General features: G+C 54.2%; 25 protein-coding genes. 14 read left to right on the plus strand and 11 right to left on the minus strand.

All coding sequences use genetic code 11. From position 1 onward, the window contains the following. Positions 1-6 precede the first annotated feature (6 nt). The 4 genes from PUZ33_RS07025 to PUZ33_RS07040 all read right to left on the minus strand — a co-directional run bounded on the left by PUZ33_RS07025 (position 7) and on the right by PUZ33_RS07040 (position 2,873). Positions 7-684, minus strand: a complete 678-nt coding sequence (locus tag PUZ33_RS07025; RefSeq protein WP_020686458.1) for a fimbria/pilus periplasmic chaperone — start codon at positions 682-684, stop codon at positions 7-9. Positions 685-729: 45 nt separating this feature from the next. After that, entirely contained in the window at positions 730-1,353 is a 624-nt protein-coding gene (locus PUZ33_RS07030; RefSeq protein WP_013094841.1) for a common pilus major fimbrillin subunit EcpA, read from the minus strand. Between the two features lie 229 nt (positions 1,354-1,582). After that, positions 1,583-2,068: a hypothetical protein gene (locus PUZ33_RS07035; protein WP_072203706.1), complete on the minus strand. Its 486-nt coding sequence runs from the start codon at positions 2,066-2,068 to the stop codon at positions 1,583-1,585. Positions 2,069-2,072: 4 nt separating this feature from the next. Further along, entirely contained in the window at positions 2,073-2,873 is an 801-nt protein-coding gene (locus PUZ33_RS07040; protein WP_038418292.1) for a winged helix-turn-helix domain-containing protein, read from the minus strand. A gap of 374 nt (positions 2,874-3,247) precedes the next feature. Here PUZ33_RS07040 and PUZ33_RS07045 point away from each other — a divergent pair, with 374 nt between their 5' ends. From PUZ33_RS07045 to PUZ33_RS07060, 4 genes are read left to right on the plus strand one after another with little or no spacing between them, the layout of a single operon-like run. After that, complete coding sequence (locus tag PUZ33_RS07045) at positions 3,248-3,832, plus strand: fimbrial protein (protein WP_013094838.1); 585 nt, start codon at positions 3,248-3,250, stop codon at positions 3,830-3,832. Between the two features lie 52 nt (positions 3,833-3,884). Then, complete coding sequence (locus PUZ33_RS07050) at positions 3,885-4,577, plus strand: fimbrial biogenesis chaperone (RefSeq protein WP_058681580.1); 693 nt, start codon at positions 3,885-3,887, stop codon at positions 4,575-4,577. Between the two features lie 15 nt (positions 4,578-4,592). Next, positions 4,593-7,088, plus strand: coding sequence for a fimbria/pilus outer membrane usher protein (locus PUZ33_RS07055; RefSeq protein ID WP_040021078.1), 2,496 nt, complete (start codon positions 4,593-4,595; stop codon positions 7,086-7,088). Between the two features lie 12 nt (positions 7,089-7,100). After that, positions 7,101-8,165 carry a fimbrial protein gene (locus PUZ33_RS07060; protein WP_013094835.1) on the plus strand — a complete coding sequence of 355 codons (1,065 nt, stop codon included), beginning with the start codon at positions 7,101-7,103 and terminating at the stop codon, positions 8,163-8,165. A 41-nt stretch (positions 8,166-8,206) separates the two neighbouring features. Here the strand turns inward: PUZ33_RS07060 and PUZ33_RS07065 are convergent, their stop codons facing one another. Next, positions 8,207-8,872 (minus strand): LuxR C-terminal-related transcriptional regulator, encoded by a 666-nt coding sequence (locus PUZ33_RS07065; protein WP_020686451.1) that lies wholly within the window; start codon positions 8,870-8,872, stop codon positions 8,207-8,209. A gap of 130 nt (positions 8,873-9,002) precedes the next feature. Then, positions 9,003-9,215: a hypothetical protein gene (locus tag PUZ33_RS07070; protein ID WP_252107599.1), complete on the minus strand. Its 213-nt coding sequence runs from the start codon at positions 9,213-9,215 to the stop codon at positions 9,003-9,005. A 111-nt stretch (positions 9,216-9,326) separates the two neighbouring features. On the opposite strand from PUZ33_RS07070, the gene PUZ33_RS07075 reads away from it, so the two are divergent. Both PUZ33_RS07075 and PUZ33_RS07080 read left to right on the plus strand, forming a co-directional pair. Then, the gene (locus tag PUZ33_RS07075; protein ID WP_028027982.1) at positions 9,327-9,944 is read left to right on the plus strand and encodes a helix-turn-helix transcriptional regulator; all 618 of its coding nucleotides are present in this window, start codon (positions 9,327-9,329) and stop codon (positions 9,942-9,944) included. A 69-nt stretch (positions 9,945-10,013) separates the two neighbouring features. Beyond that, a complete protein-coding gene (locus tag PUZ33_RS07080; RefSeq protein WP_045901862.1) occupies positions 10,014-10,694 on the plus strand; it encodes an EAL domain-containing protein in 681 nt (226 codons plus the stop codon). Between the two features lie 12 nt (positions 10,695-10,706). On the opposite strand, the gene nlpA is transcribed toward PUZ33_RS07080, so the two are convergent. The 4 genes from nlpA to PUZ33_RS07100 form a co-directional block, all read right to left on the minus strand. Then, positions 10,707-11,507 carry a lipoprotein NlpA gene (gene nlpA, locus PUZ33_RS07085; RefSeq protein ID WP_029881865.1) on the minus strand — a complete coding sequence of 267 codons (801 nt, stop codon included), beginning with the start codon at positions 11,505-11,507 and terminating at the stop codon, positions 10,707-10,709. 140 nt (positions 11,508-11,647) lie between these two features. Next, positions 11,648-12,046 (minus strand): type II toxin-antitoxin system VapC family toxin, encoded by a 399-nt coding sequence (locus PUZ33_RS07090; protein WP_020686448.1) that lies wholly within the window; start codon positions 12,044-12,046, stop codon positions 11,648-11,650. A 3-nt stretch (positions 12,047-12,049) separates the two neighbouring features. Beyond that, positions 12,050-12,310, minus strand: coding sequence for an antitoxin (locus PUZ33_RS07095; protein ID WP_020686447.1), 261 nt, complete (start codon positions 12,308-12,310; stop codon positions 12,050-12,052). A gap of 127 nt (positions 12,311-12,437) precedes the next feature. Further along, positions 12,438-12,857 carry a GNAT family N-acetyltransferase gene (locus PUZ33_RS07100; RefSeq protein ID WP_058681579.1) on the minus strand — a complete coding sequence of 140 codons (420 nt, stop codon included), beginning with the start codon at positions 12,855-12,857 and terminating at the stop codon, positions 12,438-12,440. Between the two features lie 187 nt (positions 12,858-13,044). On the opposite strand from PUZ33_RS07100, the gene PUZ33_RS07105 reads away from it, so the two are divergent. The 4 genes from PUZ33_RS07105 (at position 13,045) to PUZ33_RS07120 (ending at position 19,358) form a co-directional block, all read left to right on the plus strand. After that, positions 13,045-13,614: a TetR/AcrR family transcriptional regulator gene (locus PUZ33_RS07105; protein ID WP_013094828.1), complete on the plus strand. Its 570-nt coding sequence runs from the start codon at positions 13,045-13,047 to the stop codon at positions 13,612-13,614. A 148-nt stretch (positions 13,615-13,762) separates the two neighbouring features. After that, complete coding sequence (locus PUZ33_RS07110) at positions 13,763-14,884, plus strand: efflux RND transporter periplasmic adaptor subunit (RefSeq protein ID WP_058681578.1); 1,122 nt, start codon at positions 13,763-13,765, stop codon at positions 14,882-14,884. Continuing rightward, positions 14,884-17,994 (plus strand): efflux RND transporter permease subunit, encoded by a 3,111-nt coding sequence (locus tag PUZ33_RS07115; protein ID WP_058681577.1) that lies wholly within the window; start codon positions 14,884-14,886, stop codon positions 17,992-17,994. Before PUZ33_RS07110 ends, PUZ33_RS07115 begins: the two co-directional genes overlap by 1 nt. Further along, on the plus strand, positions 17,994-19,358 hold the full coding sequence (locus PUZ33_RS07120; RefSeq protein ID WP_058681576.1) for an efflux transporter outer membrane subunit: 1,365 nt from the start codon (positions 17,994-17,996) through the stop codon (positions 19,356-19,358). Before PUZ33_RS07115 ends, PUZ33_RS07120 begins: the two co-directional genes overlap by 1 nt. 100 nt (positions 19,359-19,458) lie before the next feature. Here the strand turns inward: PUZ33_RS07120 and PUZ33_RS07125 are convergent, their stop codons facing one another. Then, positions 19,459-20,409 (minus strand): LacI family DNA-binding transcriptional regulator, encoded by a 951-nt coding sequence (locus PUZ33_RS07125; RefSeq protein ID WP_274205309.1) that lies wholly within the window; start codon positions 20,407-20,409, stop codon positions 19,459-19,461. Positions 20,410-20,702: 293 nt separating this feature from the next. Between PUZ33_RS07125 and PUZ33_RS07130 the strand changes: the two genes are divergently transcribed. The 4 genes from PUZ33_RS07130 to PUZ33_RS07145 are packed head-to-tail and all read left to right on the plus strand — an operon-like array spanning position 20,703 to position 24,059. Beyond that, positions 20,703-21,017, plus strand: a complete 315-nt coding sequence (locus PUZ33_RS07130; protein WP_013094822.1) for a PTS sugar transporter subunit IIB — start codon at positions 20,703-20,705, stop codon at positions 21,015-21,017. Between the two features lie 11 nt (positions 21,018-21,028). Next, positions 21,029-22,354, plus strand: coding sequence for a PTS cellobiose transporter subunit IIC (locus PUZ33_RS07135; protein ID WP_013094821.1), 1,326 nt, complete (start codon positions 21,029-21,031; stop codon positions 22,352-22,354). Between the two features lie 17 nt (positions 22,355-22,371). After that, on the plus strand, positions 22,372-23,745 hold the full coding sequence (locus PUZ33_RS07140; RefSeq protein WP_013094820.1) for a glycoside hydrolase family 1 protein: 1,374 nt from the start codon (positions 22,372-22,374) through the stop codon (positions 23,743-23,745). Between the two features lie 11 nt (positions 23,746-23,756). Then, positions 23,757-24,059 (plus strand): PTS lactose/cellobiose transporter subunit IIA, encoded by a 303-nt coding sequence (locus tag PUZ33_RS07145; protein ID WP_008500136.1) that lies wholly within the window; start codon positions 23,757-23,759, stop codon positions 24,057-24,059. Positions 24,060-24,087: the final 28 nt, after the last annotated feature.

Here is a 24,087-nt window from a genome sequence, read left to right on the forward strand (position 1 = left end):
GCATCCTTACTTAACAGGAATGAACTGTTTCAGGTCCCAAATTCCGAGATGAAAATGGCTGTCCGTTACGTTGATATCGTCGATCGCGCGGGAGGTGCCCGGCATCAGGTAAAAGTTTTTGACGCACGGCGTGGTCGGCGATTCCGGGTTGGGTTTCAGGCAAGTTCCGCTCGCGTTCACGCGAAACGCGGTATTGCCCTTATTGGTGATCTTCCCGGCCACGTAGACGAAATCGACGTTCTTCTTCCGGGGCTGGACCACCAGAATGGTACTCACCACGGCGCGGGTCATCCCTTTGCCATTCTTTTGCGTGCCGTTGTCGAGATCTTCGCTGACCCCTTCATCAATGAAGGTAATGCGGTAATAGCGCTCCCGATCGTCGGCCTTACCGTGATAGTAAAATTTGACGATATTGCTGGTTCCGGCGGGCATGACCATGCGCGTGGGCGTCAGCAGCAACTCGTCGGTTTGCTCTGGATTAATCACCACGCCTTCATCCATCGGGCTGCTGATACGCTGGGCGCTGATGGAAATAATGCGCACGCTGTCCGCTTCGTTTTTTAATTCCTTGGCGGTGGAATCCGCATCGGCAGGAATAATGGTGGTGACTTTGCCAACATTAATCGCCAGCGCGGAGGAGGAAATAAATAATAAAGAGAAGAAGATGGGTTTGAGGCTAAACATGATATTTCCCTAAACAGGGGCTTACGCCCCTGTAACTGTCAGCTCTTAGCCCCAGGTTGCGCGGAACGCAACGGAGACAGTACCTTCCCACAGGCTGTTGGTCAGGTCTTTGAACTCTTTCGCCGCACCGGTGCTGTCCTGTGCAGAATCGACGTAGAACACAAACTTGTCCTGGCCGGTCACTTCGGTGTTTGCCGTCGCGCCTGCGCTGGTGGTCAGGTTCCACAGGCCAGAAGAGACGCCGGTGTTGTTTGAAGAGTCAACCAGGGTAGTCCATGCCGTTGACTTCGTACCCACTGTGCCACCGATGGAGCCCAGATCGGTCCCGCCAAAGCGCGCGCCCACTTTCAGTTTGGTTGCTTCGCCGCCAACGCTGAACAGGGTGTTGTCAGAGTCATCAACGATAGCTTCCAGTTTGAAGCTGGTTGCAGAAGAGTGATCGCCACGAATAGCCACATCAAACAGACCGGTGTCGGTGTTAAAGGCTTTCGTGTTTGCGCTATAAACGAAGTTCAGTGCGCGTGTTGGGGTGACAACCAGATCGGAATCGCTGTCTTTCGTTGCAGAAGCTTGCCAGGTTGCAGAAGCGGTAGTTTCCGCTGCATGAGCAACGCTCAGGGCAGAAAGAGACAGCAGTGAGCCCAGAACGATAGCGTTCAGTTTATTCATTTATTTAGTCCTTCAAAAAAGAATCCAGATGTTTAAAAAAGGGGAGCCCCTTTTTCGGGGCGAAGTATAGTCACCCGAAAAATAACGAGGCAATACAGAAAATTTCATTCCCTTTAAAGCAAAAGATGAAAAATATCCACCTGCTTTTGCATCTTGTTGTTACATAATGAATAAAATTGAGACTTTTTGATGAATAGATAAACATCTATTCTGGTTATTCTGTAGAATATCAGGATGTGGGTACAGCCACGCACATCATTATTGGTAATACCAGCCCTTTAATTAGCCAGGCATGACCTTTAACCCGGGTAACATAAAAGAAGTCGATACTGTCCATTAGCAGCTCATTGACAATTCCATCAGGGGCAATGTCATCATCAGATTTATGCAGTTTTTTTCCTTTAATATAGTAAATATCACTGCCAGCAACTTTCTCAACGTTAAGGACATAGTTTCGGTCAATCAAATAACGTTTGTCGCCGCGGGTGAATACCCCTTTATGGATCACCGTGACAATATCGCTGCCATTAAACAGAAACAGCGTGGTTAATGACAGGGCGGTCGACTCTCCCGTGGAATAGTTTTTCCTGGAAACCGTATCAGACTGACAGCCAAATCCCACTTCCTGAGTTCTTTTCGGGTAAAGCACGGCAATGACGATAACGGAAAGCAGCAGTACCACGCCCAATAATATACCCATCTGTCTCTTCGACATGATCTTAACTCCCTGTCAGGCTTCTGTAAGAGATGCAATTTTTATAGCTATCGGCGCCATCCTGCAGATAACAGACGGCCAAAAAATCATTTTCCAGCTGTGACTTTTTAAATTTTGAATAATAGGCATCAGCAGCCTGATGTTCGCAGTCGATATGTTGACGGGCGATCGCCTCTTTAGCGCGGTTAAGATAGACCTGCAGCGGCTGATACATGTTCTTATCAATAAGATAAACCGTACAGCGGTCAATTTTGCCCAGCCGATAGATATCGGACTCCTTCGGACGATCGGCGACGCGCATATTTTGATAGAACAGCAGCGCGGCAATACCCATTATTGCCACCAGCGCCATCACGAACAGGGTGGTAAAGCCGCTGTCCCGACGACGCAAACCTTCAGGCGGGTCTCGCTGCTGCGTCACAATATCGACGGTTTCCGTCATCATTTTTTCCGGAGCGGCCACGGGCGGCCTGACAGTGTGATGTTCAATATGCGCGGCCAGACTAAAACCTTTTCCACGAATGGTCTTAATCAGTAGCGGGTCACGTCCTAAACTCCGAAAAGCTTTTCTAATTTCACTTATGGCAACATTAAGACTGACCGAGGAGCCGGAAAAACCCCGGTCTTCCCAGACTTTCTTAATCAGGTCGTCCCTGTCGAGGGTTTTACCATTATTAATGATGAGTTCATATAACAAACGTGCCGCCTGATTTGATAACTTAATGGAAGATTCCTCTTCTCCATTTATCATGATCACACCGGAGTCCACTTCATAAAGCATTGCGAGATCAATAAGATACTTCATATGATTGTTACACCACTGTTATAAACGACTGTATTTCCCTCGCAATAATAGGTCTAAAGAGGGTGTGGTCAAGTCATCAAATATTATTTGAGCACGCCGCATAGAAAACTTCATAAATTAACAATTATTAATTCATTAATTAAGACCTTCGAATGAAGGTATTTAGGTTATAATCCTTAAAAGAACGTTATAGCAAGATTATAATCTCATTATTTTAATATTAACGGAATAATGTTTTGTTATGTATCTTTTTGATGCAACATAATATCGTCAAGGCTCGTACTCAGGTTGCGATGCGCGTAAGCCTGTCACAGTGTGTTGCGCAGCCGGGAAACATTCTTTCTTAGATAAAACAAAATATTATGGAGTTTATCATGTTCAAAACGATCATGACCGTATCTGTGCTTGGCGCAGCCATTGCCTCTACTCACGCCATTGCCGCAGATAACTCAGCGGGTGGCGTAATTAACTTTACCGGTGCTATTACCGATACCACCTGTACGATTAATGGCGGGAAAAGCGCGGATATGACCGTCGCCCTCTCCCCCATTTCGGTTAAGGATGCCGGAACAACGGTTGGCCTGATTACAAAAAATAAAAAATCCATTTCGTTAACCTTCTCTGGCTGTACGCCAGCAGCAGGTACGACCGGTACGCCGCTGAAAGTGTATTTCTCCAGCGCCGATAATATTTCTACCGACGGCAAATACCTGTTGAATAACAGCGTTAATGAAAACGACGCCAGCGTGGCGCGTAATGTCGGTTTCGCCTTAGTTGAACCAGGTAAATCTACGCCGGTTACGCTGAACCAGGCTTATACCACCAGCATTATGGGTACCTCAGCGGCGCCAGATTCAGAAACGCTGACGCTGGACGTTTATTACTATAAAACCAACGCTGCTGCTGCAACGGTCGGTGCGTTGAGCTCTAACGTGACCTACACCATTTCCTACCTGTAATTTCAGTTAATCAGGCTTCGTCCCGGCGAAGCCTGTATTTAAGGTTACCAATATGCGTAAGATTATTATGCTGGCATCTCTGCTGCTCAGCGCGGGCAACGCATGGGCCAATATTGTGATTAATGGCACGCGTGTTCTTTATCCTGAGAATAACAAAGAGGTCATTGTTCAGTTAATCAATACGGGTGATGCCCCTGCGCTGGTGCAATCCTGGATTGATGACGGCGATATTAACTCCACCCCGGAAACGGCAAACGTTCCTTTTTTGTTATCGCCACCGGTGGTGAAGGTCAGCGAACATAATGGTCAGCAATTGCGGATAAAAAAGTTGCCAGCGAATTTACCGGGCGATCGCGAATCGGTCTTTTTCCTGAACGTGCTCGACATTCCGCCAAAGCCGGAAAATATACAAAACCAGAATACCGTTCAGCTGGCGATTAAATCACGCATCAAAATGTTTTATCGCCCGGCCTCGTTAACCGGCACGCTGGATAACGCAACGGGGAAACTGACGCTGATCGCCAGCGGTAAACAGTTCCGCATCGTTAATGACAGCCCTTTCCATATTACGGTTGCCAATATTTCCCAGGGCAAAACCAAATTACTGCAGGAATCACCGATGGTCGCGCCATTTGGTCAACTCACCGTCGCAACAAAAAACGCGGTGAAACGCGGCCAAACCTACCAGCTGATGTATGTGGATGATTTGGGTGCGTATAAAACCCGCACGCTCACCAGCCAGTGATCGGAAAGACTCACCATGAAAATGAAACAAAACAGGCTCTGCATGCTGGCTGTCTGCTCGCTTCTGCTTTCGCATAAATCAGGTGCGGTAACGTTTGATACCTCCCTGCTTGCTGGCGCATCCGGTGAGTCCGATCTGTCACGCTTTTACGAAAACAACGCCATGCCAGCCGGTCCCCAGGAGATGGATATTTACGTCAACGGAGACTGGAAGGGGCGCTATACCGTGACGTACGGCGAGCAACAGGATGACGTTCGCCTTGCCTGGAAAGACGCGCTTATGCTGGGGATCAACACCAAAGCGATTCCGGCCCCCGCCATTACTGACGGCCAGGTGCAGCTGCACGATCTGGTTCAGGGCGGCGAGGTAAAAACGGACACCAGCACGCTAAGTCTGGCACTCACCGTGCCACAGGCGGCCGTCTTACGTACCGAAGAGGGCTATGTTGCCCCTCAGTTCTGGGACGAAGGGATCCCGGCGCTGATGCTCTCCTGGAACACCACCTGGTACAACACGCGAACGAAAGGCTCCGCCAAAGAGACCAACGATGATTTTTACGCCGGGCTGGATTCCGGTGCCAACCTGCTGGGCTGGCAGTTTCGCGACAGCAGCACCTGGCGCAAATCCGCCAGCGGTGACAGCAGCTGGCAGAATAACACCCGCTACCTGCGCCGCCCGCTGGCGGCGCTGAAATCCAACCTGACGCTGGGCGACTTTTATATTCCCGGCGATCTGTTTGATTCCCTTCGTGTGCGCGGCGTGTCGCTGGCCTCCGATATGAAAATGCGCCCTAACTCGCAGCAGGGCTTTTCACCGGTGGTACATGGCGTGGCGCGCACTAACGCCCTGGTGAAGGTAATGCAGAACGGTAACGTCATCTATCAGGAGAACGTTCCGCCGGGCCAGTTCACCCTCGACAGCATTCAGCCGACCGGTTCAGCGGGCGACCTGCTGGTGGTCGTGCGCGAAGCGGACGGTTCCCAGCAATCATTCACGGTGCCTTTCTCTGCCGTGCCCGGCATGCTCAAAGAGGGTGTGAGCGAGTACAGCGTGGTGGCGGGAAAGGTTCATCAAAACACCCTTGAGGCGGACCCGGCGTTCCTGCAGGCCACGCTGCGCTATGGCTTTAATAACCTGATGACCGGCTATACGGGCACGATCGTGAGCGATAATTATCAGGCGGGGCTTATCGGCACCGGCTGGAATTTGCCCTTTGGCGCGGTATCCGTGGATGTCACCCACGCCAAAACCACGCTGCAGGACAGAACCGACAGCGGCCAAAGCTTTCGCGTGTCGTACAGTAAATTTATCGATACCACAGCCACCAACTTCACGCTGGCGGCCTACCGCTACTCCACGAAAGGGTATTACAGCTTTAGCGACGCGCTTTACTCCCGGGAAGGGTATCAACGCCTGAAAGCACAGTATGACGAGTATGAAGATCGCTTCGGGGTCGCTCCGGAGATGACGATGAGCACCTGGGATGCCCTGCGCGCCGCACAGCCTAAAAACACCTTCACGCTTAACCTGAACCAGCGTCTGCCCGACAACTGGGGCACGGTGTTTATCTCGGGTACACAGCGCGACTACTGGAATTCCCGCCAAACCTCGCGCGAATATCAGGCCGGCTACTCCAACGCCATCGGCCGGGCAAGCTATACCGTCTCCGCCAGCCGGGTGCGCAACAGCGAGCGTGAAGAAGAGACGCGTTTTTACCTCTCCCTCAGCCTGCCCTTCTCGCTGTTTGATAACAACGCGTGGGTCACCTCCAGCCTGACGGCCAGCGACTCGCATTATGAACAGAGCAATATCAGCATGAGCGGCAACGCGCTGGCGTCGAACCGCCTGAGCTATACGCTCTCCGGCAGCAATGCGCGGGGCGGGAACAACACCGCCAGCGTGAACACCGCATACCGGGCAAACTTCGCGACGCTTGGTGGCTCCTACAGTGAATCCTCCGACTACCGCCAGATGGGGCTGAACGGGCGCGGCAGCCTGGTGGCCGTGCCGTGGCATCTGCTTGCCTCCAACGAAACCGGCTCCACCATGACCATTGTCGATGCGCCGCAGGCGGAAGGGCTGATGGTTAACGGCGACGAAAGTATCGTGACCAACCGTGATGGCGTGGCGCTGGTGCCTTACGCCACGCCGTACCGTAAAAATGCCATCACCCTGTCCGAAACGGCGAACAGCCGCGGGGCAGAAGTGCTGGGCAACATCGCTAACGTCGCCCCTTACGATGGCGCGGTGAACTATATCCGCTTCGATACCGACCAGCGCCAGTCCTGGATGCTGCGCGCCACCCGCCCGGACGGGGCACCGTTGCCGTTTGGTACCGAAGTGCTGAACGAGCGCGGCGAGTCGGTGGGTTATGTCGGCCAGGCCAGCGTGCTCTACATTCGCGCGGAACAACCACCACGTGAGCTTAGCGTTCATTTGCGTGGCGGAAATTGCACTATCGCCGCACCGGCGTGGGGACTGGAAAGCCCGTCCTCTGTTTGCCATTACTAACGGAACATCAACATGATACGGTTACTGACCTTTCTGTTTCTCGCCTGCGTCAGCGGGGCAAGCTATGCCACCTGTTCCGGGGGCAGTATTTCCTATGGCCCGCCGATCAGCGTCGATCTGTCGGATAAGCTGACGCCCGCCACGCCGACCTGGACCGGGAGCTTCAGCACCCAGTACAGCGGCTCGTTTAACTGCTCAACCGGCAACAGCGAGTTTTCTTACACGCCGATCCTCTCGACCGACAGTAAGTACGCCACCATTCTGGGCTTCAGCAATGACAAATACAGGGTGCGGGCGGAGATCACCAGCACGCATCCCAACAAGACGCTGAGCGCGAGCGGTAACCATACGGCTTCTGAACTGAACACGCCGTTTACCGTGCGCTTTACGCTGGTTGATCAGAGTGGTACGACCCTCTCGGGGGACACGGCGACCATGAGCGATGTCTTGTTCGTCAGCGATATGAGCGGCATGTCGTTCTGGGAGATCATTACCTGGCCGATCAATCAGCTGGTGAAAATCGTGCAGTGGCTGTTTAACGGCTTTAAGTGGCCATACGATAACCGGGATATGTTTGGCCAGCCGATGACCATCAAATATGCGCCGAAGCTGACCACCTGCTCTTTCGACAACGCGGGGCTGACGGTTCATTTACCTACGTTGGGTATCCCACAGTTGAGTGCCTCTGCCCAGCCAGGGCTGACGCCCTTTACGCTCAATATGAGCTGTCAGAATCTGGGGACAAACGGGACGTCTGACCGGGCGATTGAGATGTTCCTCTCCAGCACGCAACTGCTGTCGACCGACAGTTCCGTACTGGTTGATACCAGCAGCGGTGCCGCACAGGGCGTGGGGCTGCGGCTGATTCAGCGGAATAACCCGCAACAGCCGGTCATCTTCTCGACCTCTACCACCAGCCGCGGAAATGCCACGCTGCTGTTCAACGTGGCGGCGGGCGGGGCACTGAGCAAGACGTTCACCCTGCCCATGGCGGCGTCCTATTATGTCTGGGCACCGGCGAAGGTCAGTCAGGGCAAACTCAATACGACGGCGACGCTGAATATTATCTACCCCTGATGCGCATCTGCCGGGACGCTGTCGTTCCGGCGAATCGACGCTTAACTTCCGATCCGGCCCGCCATCTGCAGGTATTTGATGAGTTCGCTGTGGTTGGTGAGGTTGAGTTTTTTCATCGCATTGTGCTTTTGGGTGGCGATGGTACTGGCCGAGCGGCTTCGCAGCTGGGCAATTTCGGTCACGGTGTAGCCTTCCACCAGAAGATGCAGCACCTCCCACTCCCGGGCGGAAAGCACCGAACGCGAGCGCGCGCCAGCGCGCATCATTCCCTTCAGATACGATGAGACACGCGGCCTGGCCTCTTCTGCTCTGAGCAGCGCCTGTAATTCTCTTTTCAGCTCGCCGGGCTCGTCCTGCAGGGAAAGGGTCAGCTCGTATTTCATCTCCAGCACCCTTTTTAATAATCCGTACTGTAATTCAGGCACAAAAAGTACACGCTTAACGTGGTGCGTATGACATAACATATTGAGCCGGTTACTGGTCTGTACGCTCCACGATTTATGGTTAAACAGATAACTGAACTCGGCCATAACAATATCGACCTGACCGTCGCTAATGGCATCAAAGAGCTGTTCTGTTGATTCCACTATTGATATTTGCAGAGAATATTCAGGCAGTAATTTACGCAGCGCATCGCTTATCATCTCCTGCAGAATATTGACCCGATAAAACACAATAATCCTGAGAGTGAATTCAGAAAAAATCATATTATTTCATTATTAACACGATAAAAGGAGACTGATAGTAGTGTAATAAGCCCATGCTCACAACTTATTCCCACCAGGATTTTAACGCCCGGGAGGCTAAAATTCCTGGCGAAGCAATACAAGTGGCGAATCAACACCCAAAACGTGCTAAAACCCCGCCTGAAAACCCCGCCTGAAAACCCCATAAAAAGAGTGTGTTATCCATATCAAACCTTAACAAACGCCATTTCTCAGGATAAAAATCTATCTCTAATATTATAAGAAGATTAAAAATATTAGATCTCACCTTAAAATATTTTTGGAATTTTATCTTTCGATAATAAAAGGGATTGGCTTTACGCAATACATTCTCCTGGCATACATTTTATGCCATGTCTCGCGACAAAGGCATGGGTGACCGCACGATTCAAATTACTGTTTCTCTTACACGGACCGGGTGCCCAACTAAAGGAGAATGACCATGAAAGAAACAATACATGTGGCCGTTATTGATAGTTGTGAGTTCACAATGATTGGCCTGCAATATCTTGGCAACCGTGAACCTGACGCGCATCGGGATGTTATTTTCCATGGGTTCAGCAATATTGAAGATTTTCTCCTCAGCGAACGAACCTGGGACATCGTCATTTATGATCCACTGAATATCGGCAGTTTTATGATTACGCCCAATGAAGATATTCTGCGCATTAAAGAAAAACAGCCAGCGGCGAGGATCTATATCTATTCGTTATCCGTCGGTTTTCTGAAATTTAAGCATGTGGATGGGGTCATCAATAAGCGCGTGTCGCTGGGGGATATCAAGGCGATGTGGCAAATCCTGATGAGCCAGACGCCAAAAGCGTTAAACCATTACAACGTGAGCATTACGACGCGGCAGCGCCCTGCAAGGCTCTCCAACGAGGAAGCGAGCGTGCTGCGAGGCTACTCATGTAACCTGAAAACCAAGCAAATTGCCCGTCAGCTCGGCTGCAACGTCAGGCTAGTTTATTTCTACAAAAACAATGCCATGAATAAGCTGAAGGCCGTGCGGGGCCCCTCGTTCTATCAGAGCATTCGCTGGATCCTGAATTAACTTCCCGACCGTGTGTCGTTTGCCTTTGTTCCCGTGTCCGCGGGAACCTTTTTTTCTGCAGGTCTTGTCATGTACACCGTGCTTCCCTCTCCCCTGCTGCATGCCATCACCGGATTGCGGTTTCAGCCTTTAGTCGATTTGCATTCCGGCCAGGCGGTGGCGCATGAGGTTCTGGTGGAGATCCACAACGTGAATCTTGACGCACTCTTCGCTTCACTGCCCACCCGCAGCGCGCTGCAAATTTTTTTCTGGCAGGCCAATACGCTGCTGCAGATGCCGGACAAAGGCCAGTACTGGCTTAATCTCCCGGCAGACCAGCTGCTTGATGCTAAAGCCATCGACCTGTTGCTTGCGCTACGTCACCAGCAGCGCTTAACGATAGAAATTCAGGATCCGTTAACCGTGACCCGCATGAGTGCCGCAGAGCAACGCGGCATCCATCACGCCCTGCTTCAGCTTAAGGCGGCGGGCTGGAAAATCTGGCTGGATGATCTGACTCAGGAACTGGCAGACGACTATGCGCGTCTTGCTCTGCCGGTAGATGGCATCAAGCTGGACCGCTCAGAGCTGAGTTCTCCCGCCCGCTTTGACGCACTGGTTCACTTCGTCAGAGAGAAGATTGCCCGGGCTGTTGTCGTCGAAGGCATTGAAACCGCGCAGGACTTACAGCGAGCCTGCGCCTCAGGGGCACGGTTTGGCCAGGGTTTCCTCTGGCCGGAAAGCCGGATAGATGCCAGCGTGACGGTGTAAATTCCGTGGGCATTACCAGCCCGGCACCGCTCCGCCGTTAAAAATGGTCTCCGCCGCCTTCGCTACCTCCGGTGACTGATAGGACTGGATAAATTCCTTTACGTTCTCTGCGTCTTTATTGTCTTCGCGCGTCACCACGATGTTCACGTACGGCGAGTTTTTATCTTCGATAAAGACGCTGTCATGCACCGGGGAAAGCCCGGTTTGCTGGATATAGGTGGTGCTGATGATGGCAACATCCACTTTCGGGTCATCCAGCACGCGCGGAAGTTGCGCCCCTTCCAGCTCCATAATGTTCAGTTTTTTCGGGTTAGCGGTGATATCCAGCGCGGTTGGCAGCAGGCCCACGTCCGGTTTCAGGGTAATCAGCTTCTCTTTTTGCAGCAGGAGCAGCGCGCGACCGAGGTTGGTGGGGTCATTAGGGATGGCAATGGTCGCCCCGTCTTTCAGGTCAGACACGGATTTGATTTTGCGGGAATAACCGGCCATCGGGAAGACGAAGGTATTCGCTACGGCAACCAGTTTGTAGTTATGCGCCTTGTTATCTTCTGCAAGGAACGGACGATGCTGGAAGACGTTAGCATCCAGTTCTCCCTGGTTGGTGGCATCGTTGGGCAGCAGCGAACCGCTAAACCCGACCAGCTCCACATCCAGACCGTATTTCTCTTTTGCCACTTTTTTGGCGACTTCAGCCACATCCTGCTCCGCGCCGTTGATTACGCCGACTTTAATGTGTTTGGCATCGCTGCCACTTTGATCGCATCCTGCCAGCAGCAGACCCGCGAGAACCAGAGCACCCAATCGAAGTTTCACAAGACCTATCCTTTTGATGAACGTTTCAGTGACTATATCGGCAACGAGGCGGTGAAATAAAAACCGAAAAGGAATCAATAAGAAGGATAGGTTATATGCGGTCTATTGCCGGGTGACGCTGCGCCACCTGGCATCGGCGATCACGACGCTGTTGTCCAGTCCTCAACGGCAAGCGCCTGCACCATTCTGAATGCATGATCGTTGGTCACTATTGTTGTACCCCGACTAAGAGCATGCGCAGCGATCAGTTGATCGAGATCGCCCATCACTCTCCCTCTCTTCTCCATTTCTGCGCGGAGTTCACCGTACGTTGCTGCGGCTTCACTGTCCCAGTCGCAAATAGTGATGGTTTTAAGGAACTCAAGTATTGTTTTTTGTAATCTGTCACTTTGCTTTTTGGCTATTCCATAAAGCAGTTCAGCCTCCGTCACGCTTGAAATACACATTTTTTCTATTGGGGTGCGAGAATAGTGCTTTATCACCCCGGGATGTTGCCTGACGAGGTGGCTTACTATGTTTGTATCCAACATATGCAGCATTTTCTAGAACCCTTCAAATGGATCTCTTGTTGTATAGCTCTGATTGCGTTCCTCTTTACTCAGGAAAGAATCAGGAACATCAGTCTGCTTCAATAAACGTAAAAAATTATCTCTGTGACGCTCCTTTTCCGATCTCGCAGTCAAGATGACGTTCCCTTCCTCATCTCGTCGGATGTAAACACTCTCCGTATCAAACATGAAGTCAGCAGGCAACATCACTGCCTGACGTCGCCCCTTTTTGAAGAGTTTTGCTGTACGTTTCATTGCTATCTCCCTGGTTGAATGACCAGGCCGAAGCATGTGCCATCGCCCTCAAGGGAGGCAAGCGAGACGCGTCAATTTCAGAAAGCGACTCGCAATAAATAGCGGAATGACTAATGCAGAACCGGGCCTAAAGCGCTTTCGTCAGATAATGACGCTGCATGCCTGGATACGGGTAATCCTGCAAAGACATCTGCAGCTGGTACCCCTGTTTTTCATAAAACGGACGCGCCTGGAAGCTGGCCGTGTCGACCAGGGCATGTGTACAGCCTTTACGTCGGGCTTCTTCTTCCGCCGTTTTGATAAGCTGGCTGCCCACGCCGGTTCCCCGTACGGTATCGCTCACCCAGAGATAATCAATATTCAGCCATTCACCTTTTCGTACGCCGATTAATCCACCCAGCATGACGCCCTTTTCGTCTCGCATGTAAACGCCAATATCGCCGCTGAAGTTTGCCATATCTAAAAACTGGGCGTTGTAAGCTCTTAATCCCACAAATAACTCTTCTTTTTCTGCGGGTGTGACTTTTTCTGTTATGCTCAGGTGCATATTTTTCTCCTTATTTTCCACGCAATCTGAATATCTCACAGGTTAACCTTCATAAAAACTCCTTATTTCCTCCATTTTTTAAATCCTGAAATATTCATTCAATATGTAAATAAAAAAAGCCTTTCCAATACGCACCCAAAACGTATAATGAGAACGATCATTCTCACTTTTTACCCGGTAATCGACGATGAGCACAAAACTGGAAGAACGGCAGAAACAACGTCAGGACGAGATCATCACCGCCGCGCGGCGCTGCTTTCGCGCCAGTGGATTTCATGCGGCCAGTATGTCGCAAATCGCCAGCGAGGCGAAACTCAGCGTCGGGCAAATTTACCGTTATTTCAGTAACAAAGATGCGATTATTGAAGAGATGATCCGCCGTATTATCGATTCCCGTATCGAGGGAATGCAGGACAAAACGGTGGTGGAAGGCATGCCGCAGGCGCTCGCCTGGCGTCAGACGATTAACGAAGACGACGATGCGCTGATGCTCGAAATGTCCGCCGAGGCGACGCGTAATCCGCAGGTGGCCGCCATGTTAACCGCAGCCGAGGCCCGCATGTTTAGCAACGCCTGTGCGCACCTGAAAAAGCAGTTTCCTCATTTAAGTGATGAACATATTCGCTGCTGCGTGGAGATTACCGCCGTGATGATCGAAGGCACAATTTACCGTCGGCTTACGCCTTTAAACGTGCCGTCAGAACAATTAGAGCCGATTTATCAGAATATTTTAAATATGCTTTTCACTGCGAAGTAATCGCATGTGAATAATTAACGGGAACAGGTAATTTCCCGGTTTACCATTTCTGGTTCTGCCAGAGATACGGTATCGCTGTGCCTTTAAAACGCCCTCCTCCTTGTTAAGCCATTAACAGGGCGGGCATCGTTCACCCTGGAAAAAGATGATGAAAAAGATAACAACCTCCATCGCCGCATTACTCCTCCTGACAGGGTGTGATAATGCGCAAACATCTGCTCCCCAACGTCCTCTTCCGGAAGTGGGGATTGTCACACTCATGAGCCAGCCGGTGTCCGTCGTCAGTGAACTGACCGGGCGTACCACCGCCGCAATGAGCGCCGAAGTTCGCCCACAGGTGGGCGGCATTATTCAGAAGCGGCTGTTCACCGAAGGCGATACCGTGAAAGCCGGACAAGCGCTGTATCAGATCGATCCCTCCAGCTACCGCGCCGCGTTTGATGAAGCCGCCGCGGCGCTGAAACAGGCGCAAGCGCTGGTGCAGGCCGACTGCCAGAAAGCCCGGCGCTATGCGCAGCTGGTGAAAGACGACGGCGTGTCGCGCCAGGATGCGGAAGACGCGAAATCCACCTGCGCGCAGGACAAGGCCAGCGTCGAGTCAAAGAAAGCCGCGCAGGAGAGCGCGCGCATTAACCTCAACTGGACTACCGTCACCGCGCCGATTGCCGGACGCATCGGCATCTCTTCCGTCACGCCCGGCGCGCTGGTGACCGCTCAGCAGGACACCGCGCTGGCCACCATTCGCGGGCTGGACGCCATGTATGTCGACTTAACGCGTTCGAGTGCCGATCTGCTGCGATTACGCAAACAAACCCTCGCCTCGAACAGCGATACGCTCAGCGTCACGTTGCAGCTAGAAGACGGCAGCACCTACAGCGAAAAGGGTCGTCTGGCGCTGACCGAAGTGGCGGTGGATGAATCGACCGGCTCGGTCACCCTGCGCGCCGTCTTCCCGAACCCACAGCATCAGCTTTTGCCGGGGATGTTTGTCCGCGCCAGCGTGGACGAGGGCATCATGGATGACGCGATCCTGGCTCCTCAGCAGGGCATTACCCGCGATGCCAAAGGCAAAGCCACCGCGCTGGTGGTGAACGCCAGCAACAAGGTGGAGCAACGCCAGCTGGAAACGGGTGACACCTACGGCGATAAATGGCTGGTGCTGAGCGGTCTGAAGGCGGGTGACAGGCTGATTGTGGAAGGCACCGACAAAGTCACCGCCGGCCAACAGGTGAAGGCCGAAGAGATGAAATCCAGCGGAGGGAATGCCTGATGTTTTCCCGTTTCTTCGTGCGTCGCCCGGTCTTTGCCTGGGTGATCGCCATCCTCATAATGCTCGCCGGGATACTGGCGATCCGCACGCTGCCGGTTGCGCAGTACCCGGACGTCGCCCCGCCGTCGATCAAGATCTCCGCCACCTACACCGGTGCCTCCGCGCAGACGCTGGAAAACAGCGTGACGCAGGTGATCGAGCAGCAGCTCACCGGGCTGGATAACCTGCTCTACTTCACCTCCACCAGCAGTTCGGACGGTTCGGTGAGCATTACTGTCACCTTTGAACAGGGGACCGACCCGGACACCGCGCAGGTCCAGGTGCAGAACAAAGTCCAGCAGGCGGAATCACGCCTGCCGACTGAAGTACAGCAGTCCGGGATCACCGTCGAGAAATCGCAGAGCAACTTCCTGCTGATCATGGGGGTGTACGACAAAACCGACACCGCCAGCAGCTCGGATATCGCCGACTGGCTGGTCAGTAATATGCAGGATCCGCTGGCGCGTGTGGATGGCGTCGGGAGTCTGCAGGTGTTTGGTGCGGAATACGCGATGCGTATCTGGCTCGACCCGGCGAAGCTGGCGTCCTACTCGCTGATGCCGTCAGATGTGCAAAGTGCGATTGAAGCGCAGAACGTGCAGGTTTCCGCCGGTAAAATCGGCGCGCTGCCCTCGTCGAACGCCCAGCAGCTGACCGCGACCGTGCGCGCCCAGTCGCGTCTGCAGACGGTGGATCAGTTCAAAAATATCATCGTTAAGAGCCAGTCTAACGGCGCGGTGGTACACATCAGCGATGTTGCACGCGTGGAGATGGGCAGCGAAGATTACACCTCCACCGCGAAGCTGAACGGCCACCCGGCCGCGGGGATGGCGGTGATGCTTTCACCGGGCGCTAACGCGCTCAATACCGCCACGGCGGTAAAAGAGAAAATCGCCGAGTTCAAAAAGTCGATGCCGGAAGGCTACGACGTGGCCTACCCGAAAGACAGCACCGAGTTCATCAAAATCTCCGTTGAGGATGTCATTCAGACTCTGTTCGAAGCCATTATCCTCGTGGTCGTGGTGATGTACCTGTTCCTGCAAAACATCCGCGCCACGCTGATCCCGGCGCTGGCCGTTCCGGTGGTTCTGCTGGGCACCTTTGGCGTACTGGCGCTGTTCGGCTACTCCATCAACACCCTGACCCTATTTGCGATGGTGCTGGCGATAGGGCTGCTGGTGGATGATGCCATCGTGGTGGTGGAAAACGTCGAACGTATTATGCGTGATGAAGGGCTGCCCGCCCGGGAAGCCACGGAAAAATCGATGGGCGAAATCTCCGGTGCGCTGGTAGCGATTGCGCTGGTGCTCTCTGCGGTGTTCCTGCCGATGGCCTTCTTTGGCGGCTCCACCGGGGTGATTTACCGTCAGTTCTCGGTCACCATTATATCGGCGATGCTCCTTTCCGTGGTGGTGGCATTAACCCTGACGCCTGCGCTGTGCGGCTCGATTCTGAGCCACACCGCCCCACATAAGAAGGGCTTTTTCGGCGCGTTTAACCGCTTCTACAGCAAGACCGAGCATGGCTATCAGAACAAGGTGCTGCGCGCCCTGCGCCGTTCCGGCGGCATGCTGGTCATCTACGCCCTGCTCTGCGGCGCGATGGGGTTCGCGATGCTGAAACTGCCGGGCAGCTTCCTGCCGACGGAAGACCAGGGCGAAATCATGGTGCAGTACACCCTGCCAGCAGGCGCGACGACGGTCCGTACTGCCGAAGTCAGCCGCCAGGTGCGCGAGTGGTTCCTCACCAAAGAGAAAGCCAACACCAACGTTATCTTCACCATTGAGGGCTTCAGCTTTAGCGGCAGCGGCCAGAACGCCGGGATGGCGTTTGTCTCCCTGAAAAACTGGTCCGAACGTAAGGGGGATGAAAACACCGCTCAGGCCATTGCCCTGCGCGCCACGCAGGAGCTGAGCACCATCCGCGATGCGACCATCTTTGCCATGACGCCACCGGCGGTGGACGGCCTGGGCCAGAGCAATGGCTTTACCTTTGAGCTGATGGCGAGCGGCGGCACCGACCGCGACACGCTGCTCAAGCTGCGTAACCAGCTGATTGGCGAGGCGAATCAGGATGCCTCCCTGCACGCGGTTCGCGCCAACGATCTGCCGCAGATGCCGCAGCTTCAGGTGGATATCGACAACAATAAAGCCGTGTCGCTGGGGCTCTCCCTGAGCGACGTTACCGACACCCTCTCCAGCGCCTGGGGCGGTACCTACGTGAATGATTTTATCGATCGCGGCCGCGTGAAAAAGGTCTATATCCAGGGCGACAGCGACTATCGCGCCGTGCCGTCCGATCTCAACAAGTGGTATGTGCGCGGTAGCGACAGCACCATGACCCCGTTCTCCGCCTTTGCCACCACCCGCTGGGAGTATGGCCCCGAAAGCCTGGTACGCTATAACGGCTCGGCGGCGTATGAAATTCAGGGCGAGAACGCCAGAGGCGCCAGTTCCGGTACGGCGATGAGCAAAATGGAGCAGCTGGCGAATAATTTGCCGTCCGGCAGCACCTGGGCGTGGAGCGGGTTGTCCTTACAGGAAAAACTGGCGAGCGGCCAGGCCATGAGCCTGTATGCCCTCTCGATCCTGGTGGTGTTCCTGTGTCTGGCGGCGCTGTATGAGAGCTGGTCGGTACCGATTTCCGTCATCCTGGTGATCCCGCTTGGGGTGCTGGGCGCGGCGATTGCCGCCTCCCTGCGCGGCCTGAACAATGATGTCTACTTCCAGGTGGCACTGCTGACCACCATCGGCCTGTCGTCGAAGAACGCCATTCTGATTGTTGAATTTGCCGAGGCGAAAGTCGCCGAAGGCTACTCCCTGACACGTGCGGCGCTGCGTGCTGCCCAGACGCGTCTGCGCCCCATCATCATGACCTCGCTGGCGTTTATTGCAGGCGTGACGCCGCTGGCGATTGCCACTGGAGCAGGAGCCAACAGCCGGGTGGCGATCGGTACCGGCATTATTGGTGGGACGCTGGCCGCCACGCTGCTGGCGATCTTCTTCGTTCCGTTATTCTTTGTACTGGTGAAACGTCTGTTCTCCGGTAAACACAGCAACCGGAGGTCATAATGTTTCGTTTATCTGTTTTCGTGTTAGCGCTGATGAGCGCGGGCTGCGTCTCTTTAGATCCCACGTATCAGCGCCCGGCTGCGCCCGTCCCGGCGACGTTGCCGGGTGCGCACGGCGAAGCCACCGCCGTGGTGAGTCAGTGGCAACAGGTGATGAACGATGGGCGTCTGAAAGGCGTAGTGACGATGGCGCTCAACAGCAACCGCGACCTGCAAAAAGCGATTGCCGATATTGACGCCGCGCGCGCCCAGTACGGCGAAACGCGATCGTCCCTGTTCCCGACGGTGGACGCGGAGCTGAGCCACACCCGCAGCCGCACGCTGGCAAGCGGTGTCGCGACCAGCGATGAGGCCAACGGCACGGTCTCCAGCTTCGAGCTGGATCTGTTTGGCCGCAACCAGAGCCTGTCGCGTGCAGCACGTGAAACCTGGCTTGCCAGTGAATTTACCGCACAGAACACGCGCCTGACGATGGTCAGCGAACTGACCACCGCCTGGGTGACCCTGGCGGCCGATAACAGCAACCTGGCGCTGGCAAAATCGACGATGGAGAGCGCCGCCAGCTCGCTCAGGATAGTGAAGCGTCAGCAGCAGGTCGGCGTGGCGGCGGCTACGGACGTTAGCGAGGCGATGGCGGTTTACCAGCAGGCTCGAGCCAGCGTGGCGAGCTATCAAACGCAGGTAATGCAGGACAAAAACGCCCTTAATCTGCTGGCGGGTGACACGGTGCCGGACACTCTGCTGCCGGGTACGCTGGAGAGCCTGAGCGATAACGCCATCACGCTGATCCCGGCGGGTGTCAGTTCCAGCGCGCTGCTGCGTCGCCCGGATATTAAGGAGGCGGAGCACAACCTGCTGAGCGCCAACGCCAATATCGGTGCCGCGCGCGCCAACTTCTTCCCGACCATTTCACTGACCGCCAGTGCGGGCGTCGGCAGCGATTCGCTTTCGTCCCTGTTCAGCCACGGGATGAAGGTGTGGTCATTCGCACCGTCCATCACCCTGCCGCTGTTCAGCGGCGGCAACAATCTGGCCCAGCTGCGCTACGCGGAAGCGGAGAAGAAGGGATTGATCGCCACCTACGAGAAAACCATCCAGAGCGCGTTTAAAGACGTGGCCGATGCGCTGGCACGCCGTGAAACGCTCAGCGAGCAGCTTGATGCCCAGCGTGAATACGTTGCGGCCGAGCAAAAAACGCTGGATGTGGCGACCCGCAGCTATCAGGCGGGTGCCGGGGATTATCTGACGGTACTGACCGCGCAGCGGTCGCTGTGGTCGGCGCAGGAATCGCTGATATCGCTGCAGCAAACCGACCTGGAAAACCGCATCACGCTGTGGCAGTCGCTCGGAGGCGGGATTGAGTAAAGTGGATATGCGCGAGTGGATTGTATGGAGGATTATTGAGGGCTGGAAACGTGCTTCTCGCCGGGTGGCGACTGCGCCTTACCCGGCCTGCACAACATTTTTAACGCTTACGCACATCCGGAATGATCAAATCCCCGCGCAGCACGTACGACCCGAGCATCTGCGTTTTTTCCGTCAACCAGCTCACGATGCGCGCCGCCATGGCATCCATGGAATACTCAATGGCCGGGATCACCGGAATGCCTGGCAGATGCAGCGATCCGGCAAGGCTGAAGACCATGATGTCCTCCGGCACCGATTTATTAAACGCCTGCAACTGCGGGATCACCCGCTGCGCTTCCTGCTCGTCCGCAACCAGTAATGCGTTGAAATTCAGCGTGCTGGCGTTATTCAGCAGCTCCTGCAGCGCCACGGACGAGGAGGTCGCGTCCATAAACACGAGGTTGCGGTTGAAGGGCAGGAAATTTTTTTCCAGCGCATGTTTGTAGCCCAGCAGCACCTGATCGGCAAAGCCGCTACCGTGCGGATGGATCAGGGCAATCTGGCGGCGTCCCTGGCTGGAAAGGTAGTTACAGGCGGTTTCGGCGGCGAAGGCGTGATCGAACTGGATGCTGTTGGGATTTTCTGAGCCCATACAGTCAACCAGGATGACGTTATCCATGTCGATATCCAGTGGAAAACGCGCGCCAATCACCAGAATGTCATCGCAAAGCCCACAGGAGAGCTCTTCCAGGGCGTGCAGCACGTCCGCTTTGCTATGGGCGAAACGCAGCAGCAGGTGTTTTTGATGCTGGCTGAGCTGTTTTTCCAGCGCGTACAGATAACCGGTCGTCTGGTTAATATTCTCCTGCGCGCAAATCACCCCGATACACCCCGTTGACTGGCTCAGCAGCGACTGCGCAATCACATTGGGCCGGTAGTTCAGTTCATCTACCGCTTTCAGAACGGCCTGACGGCTGGCTTCCTTTACGCCACGCGACCCACTCAACACTCGCGATACCGTGGCTTTCGACACCCCGGCAAGACGTGATACATCATTGATTGTCGACATCTTTTTCCCCTGACAGGCTTACCTCGCGCCTGCAAATTCCATTACCGCTACGGCTCACATTATAGCCAGTAAGGAGTATATCCGTTTCCGTTTTCCATGGAAACCGATTTTCCGTTTCCACTCAAAATGATGTCAAAACAGCCAAATTCTGTGACGCACATCGGGTTAATTAGCCTCATATATAAGGGATCTTGATGGTTGTCACACTTCTGTCTTTTATAAATGGAAACCGGTTTCCATCTGATATCCAATCATTACCGCAATATCTATTTACATTTTGAGGATGGTTGTCGATGTTCAAGATTATGCTCTGCTGCTCTGCCGGGATGTCCACCAGCCTGCTGGTCAGCAAAATGGTCGATGTGGCGAAAGAACGCGGTTTGGCGGTAAAAATTGATGCGTACGGCGTTTCCGAATTTGATACGCAGTTTCCGCAATATCAGGTGGTGCTTCTCGGACCGCAAGTGAAATACATGTTACAGACACTCTCAGACAAGGCGGCCACAAAAGGCATTCCGGTCCAGCCCATCGATATGATGGACTACGGCATGCAGCGTGGCGATAAAGTACTGGACTATGCTCTGTCGCTCATCGAAGCGGCACACTAAAAGGTGTTCACATGAGTTCGTTATATCAATCCATGGTCGCGGTGATTGAGCAGTCAATTACCCCGCTGGCCGCGAAGCTCGGCCAGCAAAAGTATGTGATTGCCATCCGCGACGGCTTTACCGCCGCGCTGCCGTTTATGATCATCGGCTCGTTTATGCTGGTGTTCATCTTCCCGCCGTTCTCGGCGGATACCACCAACAGCTTTGCCCGCGGCTGGCTGGATTTCTCCCAGACCTATCGCGAACAGCTGATGCTGCCGTTTAACCTCAGCATGGGCGTGATGACCTTCTTCATCTCGGTGGGGATCGGGGCGAGCCTGGGGCGTCAGTTTAATCTCGACCCGGTGATGTCCGGCCTGCTGGCCTTTATGGCCTTCCTGCTGGTCGCCGCGCCGTATGCGGACGGTAAGATCTCCACCCAGTATCTGTCTGGTCAGGGGATTTTCACTGCGCTGATCACCGCCATCTACGCCACCCGCGTCTATGCGTGGCTGAAGCAGAACAACGTGACCATTCGTCTGCCGAAGGAAGTCCCGACCGGCGTGGCGCGTTCGTTTGAGATCCTGATCCCGGTGATGGTGGTGATTGGCACCCTGCATCCGCTGAACCTGTTTATCGAGGCGCAGACCGGCATGATCATCCCACAGGCGATTATGCACCTGCTGGAACCGCTGGTCTCTGCGTCTGACTCGCTGCCTGCCATTCTGCTCTCCGTGCTGCTGTGCCAGATCTTCTGGTTCGCCGGTATCCACGGCTCGCTGATTGTCACCGGCATCATGAACCCGTTCTGGATGGCGAACCTGTCGGCAAACCAGGCGGCTCTGGCGGCCGGTGCGGCACTGCCACACGTTTACCTGCAGGGCTTCTGGGATCACTACCTGCTGATTGGCGGCGTAGGCTCCACACTGCCGCTGGCCTTCCTGCTGCTGCGTAGCCGGGTAACGCACTTACGCACCATCGGCAAAATGGGCGTTGTGCCAAGCTTCTTTAACATCAACGAACCGATCCTGTTCGGCGCCCCCATTATCATGAACCCGATGCTGTTTATCCCGTTCGTGTGTGTTCCGCTGGTGAATGCGTGCCTGGCGTACGCGGCAACCAAACTGGGCTGGCTGGCACAGGTGGTATCGTTAACGCCGTGGACCACGCCCGCACCAATTGGCGCCTCATGGGCCGCGAACTGGGCGCTGAGCCCGGTGGTGATGTGTCTCATCTGTATGGTGATGTCAGCGCTGATGTACCTGCCGTTCCTGCGTGCTTACGAGCGTACGTTGATGAAAAACGAAGAGCAGAAAGCTCAGGCAACCGTCGGTACCGCTGAGACCGCAAGCAATTAAGTCAAAGAGGAAGCGTCATGAAATATACATTTCCCGATAATTTCTGGTGGGGCAGCGCAAGCTCTGCTCTCCAGACCGAAGGGACACGAGAGGGTGAAACCACATGGGATTACTGGTTTGCCCGCGAGCCGAACCGTTTTCACAACGGCGTGGGGCCGCAGCATACCTCCACGTTTTATCAGCACTGGAAAACGGACATTCAGCTGTTAAAGCAGCTGAACCACAACAGCTTTCGCACTTCTATAAGCTGGGCGCGCCTGATCCCCGACGGTATCGGTGAAGTGAATCCAAAGGCGGTCGAATTTTATAACCAGGTCATTGATGAGCTGATCGAGCAGGGCATTACGCCGTTTATCACCCTGTTCCATTTCGACATGCCGATGGCGATGCAGGAGATTGGCGGCTGGGAAAACCGGGAGGTGGTGGACGCTTACGCCCGCTATGCGCAGATTTGCTTCGACCTGTTTGGCGACCGCGTGCTGCACTGGTTTACCTTCAACGAGCCGATTGTCCCGGTTGAGGGCGGTTATCTGTACGATTTCCACTACCCCAACGTGGTGGATTTCCGTCGGGCGGCCACCGTGGCGTATCACACCGTGCTGGCCCACGCGAAGGCTGTCCAGGCCTACCGCGCCGGACATTACGCAGGTGAGATCGGCATCGTGCTCAACCTGACGCCGTCCTACCCGCGCTCGCAAAACCCGGCGGACGTGAAGGCGGCGCACATTGCGGATCTGATGTTCAACCGCAGCTTTCTGGACCCGGTTCTGCGCGGCGAATACCCGGCCGATCTGGTGGCTCTGCTGAAATCTTACGACCAGCTGCCCGCCTGTAAACCGGAGGACAGTTTCCTGATCGCGGAAGGGAAAATCGACCTGCTCGGCATTAACTATTACCAGCCGCGTCGCGTGAAGTGTCGCGACAGCGCGGTGAACCCGCAGGCGCCGTTTATGCCGGAGTGGTTCTTTGATAACTACGAGATGCCGGGCCGCAAGATGAACCCGTACCGTGGCTGGGAAATTTACGAGCCGGGTATTTACGATATTCTGGTTAATCTGCGCGACAATTACGGCAACCCACGCTGTTTTATTTCTGAAAACGGAATGGGCGTCGAAAATGAACAGCGTTTTATTGAAAATGGCCAAATCAACGATCAATACCGCATCGATTTTATTTCCGGACATTTAGCCTGGCTGCATAAAGGTATTAGCGAAGGGTGTCACTGTCTTGGTTACCATATGTGGACGTTTATTGATAACTGGTCGTGGTGTAATGCGTATAAAAACCGCTATGGCTTTATTCAGCTCGATTTAACTACGCAACAGCGCACCATTAAAAAGAGCGGAGAGTGGTTTGCTGCCACCTCTTTACATAATAGTTTCGAGAAATAGAGAGAAAGACGATGATTGCCTTGGAAGAAGCCGTGATGGAAATCATCGTCAATGCGGGTCAGTCGCGCAGCCTGTGCTTTGAAGCACTGCACGCTGCGCGGCAGGGCAACATTGACGAAGCCAAAAGCCTGCTGCGCGAAGCCGATGGCTACGCGCGCCAGGCGCACAAGATGCAGACCAAACTCATTGAGCAGGATGCGGGTGAAGCCCGTCAGCCGATGACGTTAATTATGGTGCACGCGCAGGATCATTTAATGAATTCATTACTGGCGCGTGAATTATCCGAAGAAATTATTCATTTATATCAGAGATAATCTATGGCGAAATAACGAGTAATACCTC

The sequence above is a fragment of the Enterobacter cloacae complex sp. 2022EL-00981 genome (assembly GCF_028737495.1).
In the GTDB taxonomy this organism is placed as follows: Bacteria; Pseudomonadota; Gammaproteobacteria; order Enterobacterales; family Enterobacteriaceae; genus Enterobacter; species Enterobacter cloacae.

Coding starts and splice junctions, on each gene's coding strand:
- PUZ33_RS07115 (WP_058681577.1), top strand. CDS start 14,884: ATGTTTTCCCGTTTCTTCGTGCGTCGCCCGGTCTTTGCCTGGGTGATC.
- PUZ33_RS07025 (WP_020686458.1), bottom strand. CDS start 684: ATGTTTAGCCTCAAACCCATCTTCTTCTCTTTATTATTTATTTCCTCC.
- PUZ33_RS07090 (WP_020686448.1), bottom strand. CDS start 12,046: ATGCTGCATATGTTGGATACAAACATAGTAAGCCACCTCGTCAGGCAA.
- PUZ33_RS07095 (WP_020686447.1), bottom strand. CDS start 12,310: ATGAAACGTACAGCAAAACTCTTCAAAAAGGGGCGACGTCAGGCAGTG.
- PUZ33_RS07105 (WP_013094828.1), top strand. CDS start 13,045: ATGAGCACAAAACTGGAAGAACGGCAGAAACAACGTCAGGACGAGATC.
- PUZ33_RS07120 (WP_058681576.1), top strand. CDS start 17,994: ATGTTTCGTTTATCTGTTTTCGTGTTAGCGCTGATGAGCGCGGGCTGC.
- PUZ33_RS07065 (WP_020686451.1), bottom strand. CDS start 8,872: ATGATTTTTTCTGAATTCACTCTCAGGATTATTGTGTTTTATCGGGTC.
- PUZ33_RS07135 (WP_013094821.1), top strand. CDS start 21,029: ATGAGTTCGTTATATCAATCCATGGTCGCGGTGATTGAGCAGTCAATT.
- PUZ33_RS07060 (WP_013094835.1), top strand. CDS start 7,101: ATGATACGGTTACTGACCTTTCTGTTTCTCGCCTGCGTCAGCGGGGCA.
- PUZ33_RS07030 (WP_013094841.1), bottom strand. CDS start 1,353: ATGAATAAACTGAACGCTATCGTTCTGGGCTCACTGCTGTCTCTTTCT.
- PUZ33_RS07145 (WP_008500136.1), top strand. CDS start 23,757: ATGATTGCCTTGGAAGAAGCCGTGATGGAAATCATCGTCAATGCGGGT.
- PUZ33_RS07110 (WP_058681578.1), top strand. CDS start 13,763: ATGAAAAAGATAACAACCTCCATCGCCGCATTACTCCTCCTGACAGGG.
- PUZ33_RS07080 (WP_045901862.1), top strand. CDS start 10,014: ATGTACACCGTGCTTCCCTCTCCCCTGCTGCATGCCATCACCGGATTG.
- PUZ33_RS07050 (WP_058681580.1), top strand. CDS start 3,885: ATGCGTAAGATTATTATGCTGGCATCTCTGCTGCTCAGCGCGGGCAAC.
- PUZ33_RS07075 (WP_028027982.1), top strand. CDS start 9,327: ATGACCATGAAAGAAACAATACATGTGGCCGTTATTGATAGTTGTGAG.
- PUZ33_RS07140 (WP_013094820.1), top strand. CDS start 22,372: ATGAAATATACATTTCCCGATAATTTCTGGTGGGGCAGCGCAAGCTCT.
- PUZ33_RS07130 (WP_013094822.1), top strand. CDS start 20,703: ATGTTCAAGATTATGCTCTGCTGCTCTGCCGGGATGTCCACCAGCCTG.
- PUZ33_RS07045 (WP_013094838.1), top strand. CDS start 3,248: ATGTTCAAAACGATCATGACCGTATCTGTGCTTGGCGCAGCCATTGCC.
- PUZ33_RS07055 (WP_040021078.1), top strand. CDS start 4,593: ATGAAAATGAAACAAAACAGGCTCTGCATGCTGGCTGTCTGCTCGCTT.
- PUZ33_RS07100 (WP_058681579.1), bottom strand. CDS start 12,857: ATGCACCTGAGCATAACAGAAAAAGTCACACCCGCAGAAAAAGAAGAG.
- PUZ33_RS07040 (WP_038418292.1), bottom strand. CDS start 2,873: ATGAAGTATCTTATTGATCTCGCAATGCTTTATGAAGTGGACTCCGGT.
- PUZ33_RS07125 (WP_274205309.1), bottom strand. CDS start 20,409: ATGTCGACAATCAATGATGTATCACGTCTTGCCGGGGTGTCGAAAGCC.
- PUZ33_RS07035 (WP_072203706.1), bottom strand. CDS start 2,068: ATGTCGAAGAGACAGATGGGTATATTATTGGGCGTGGTACTGCTGCTT.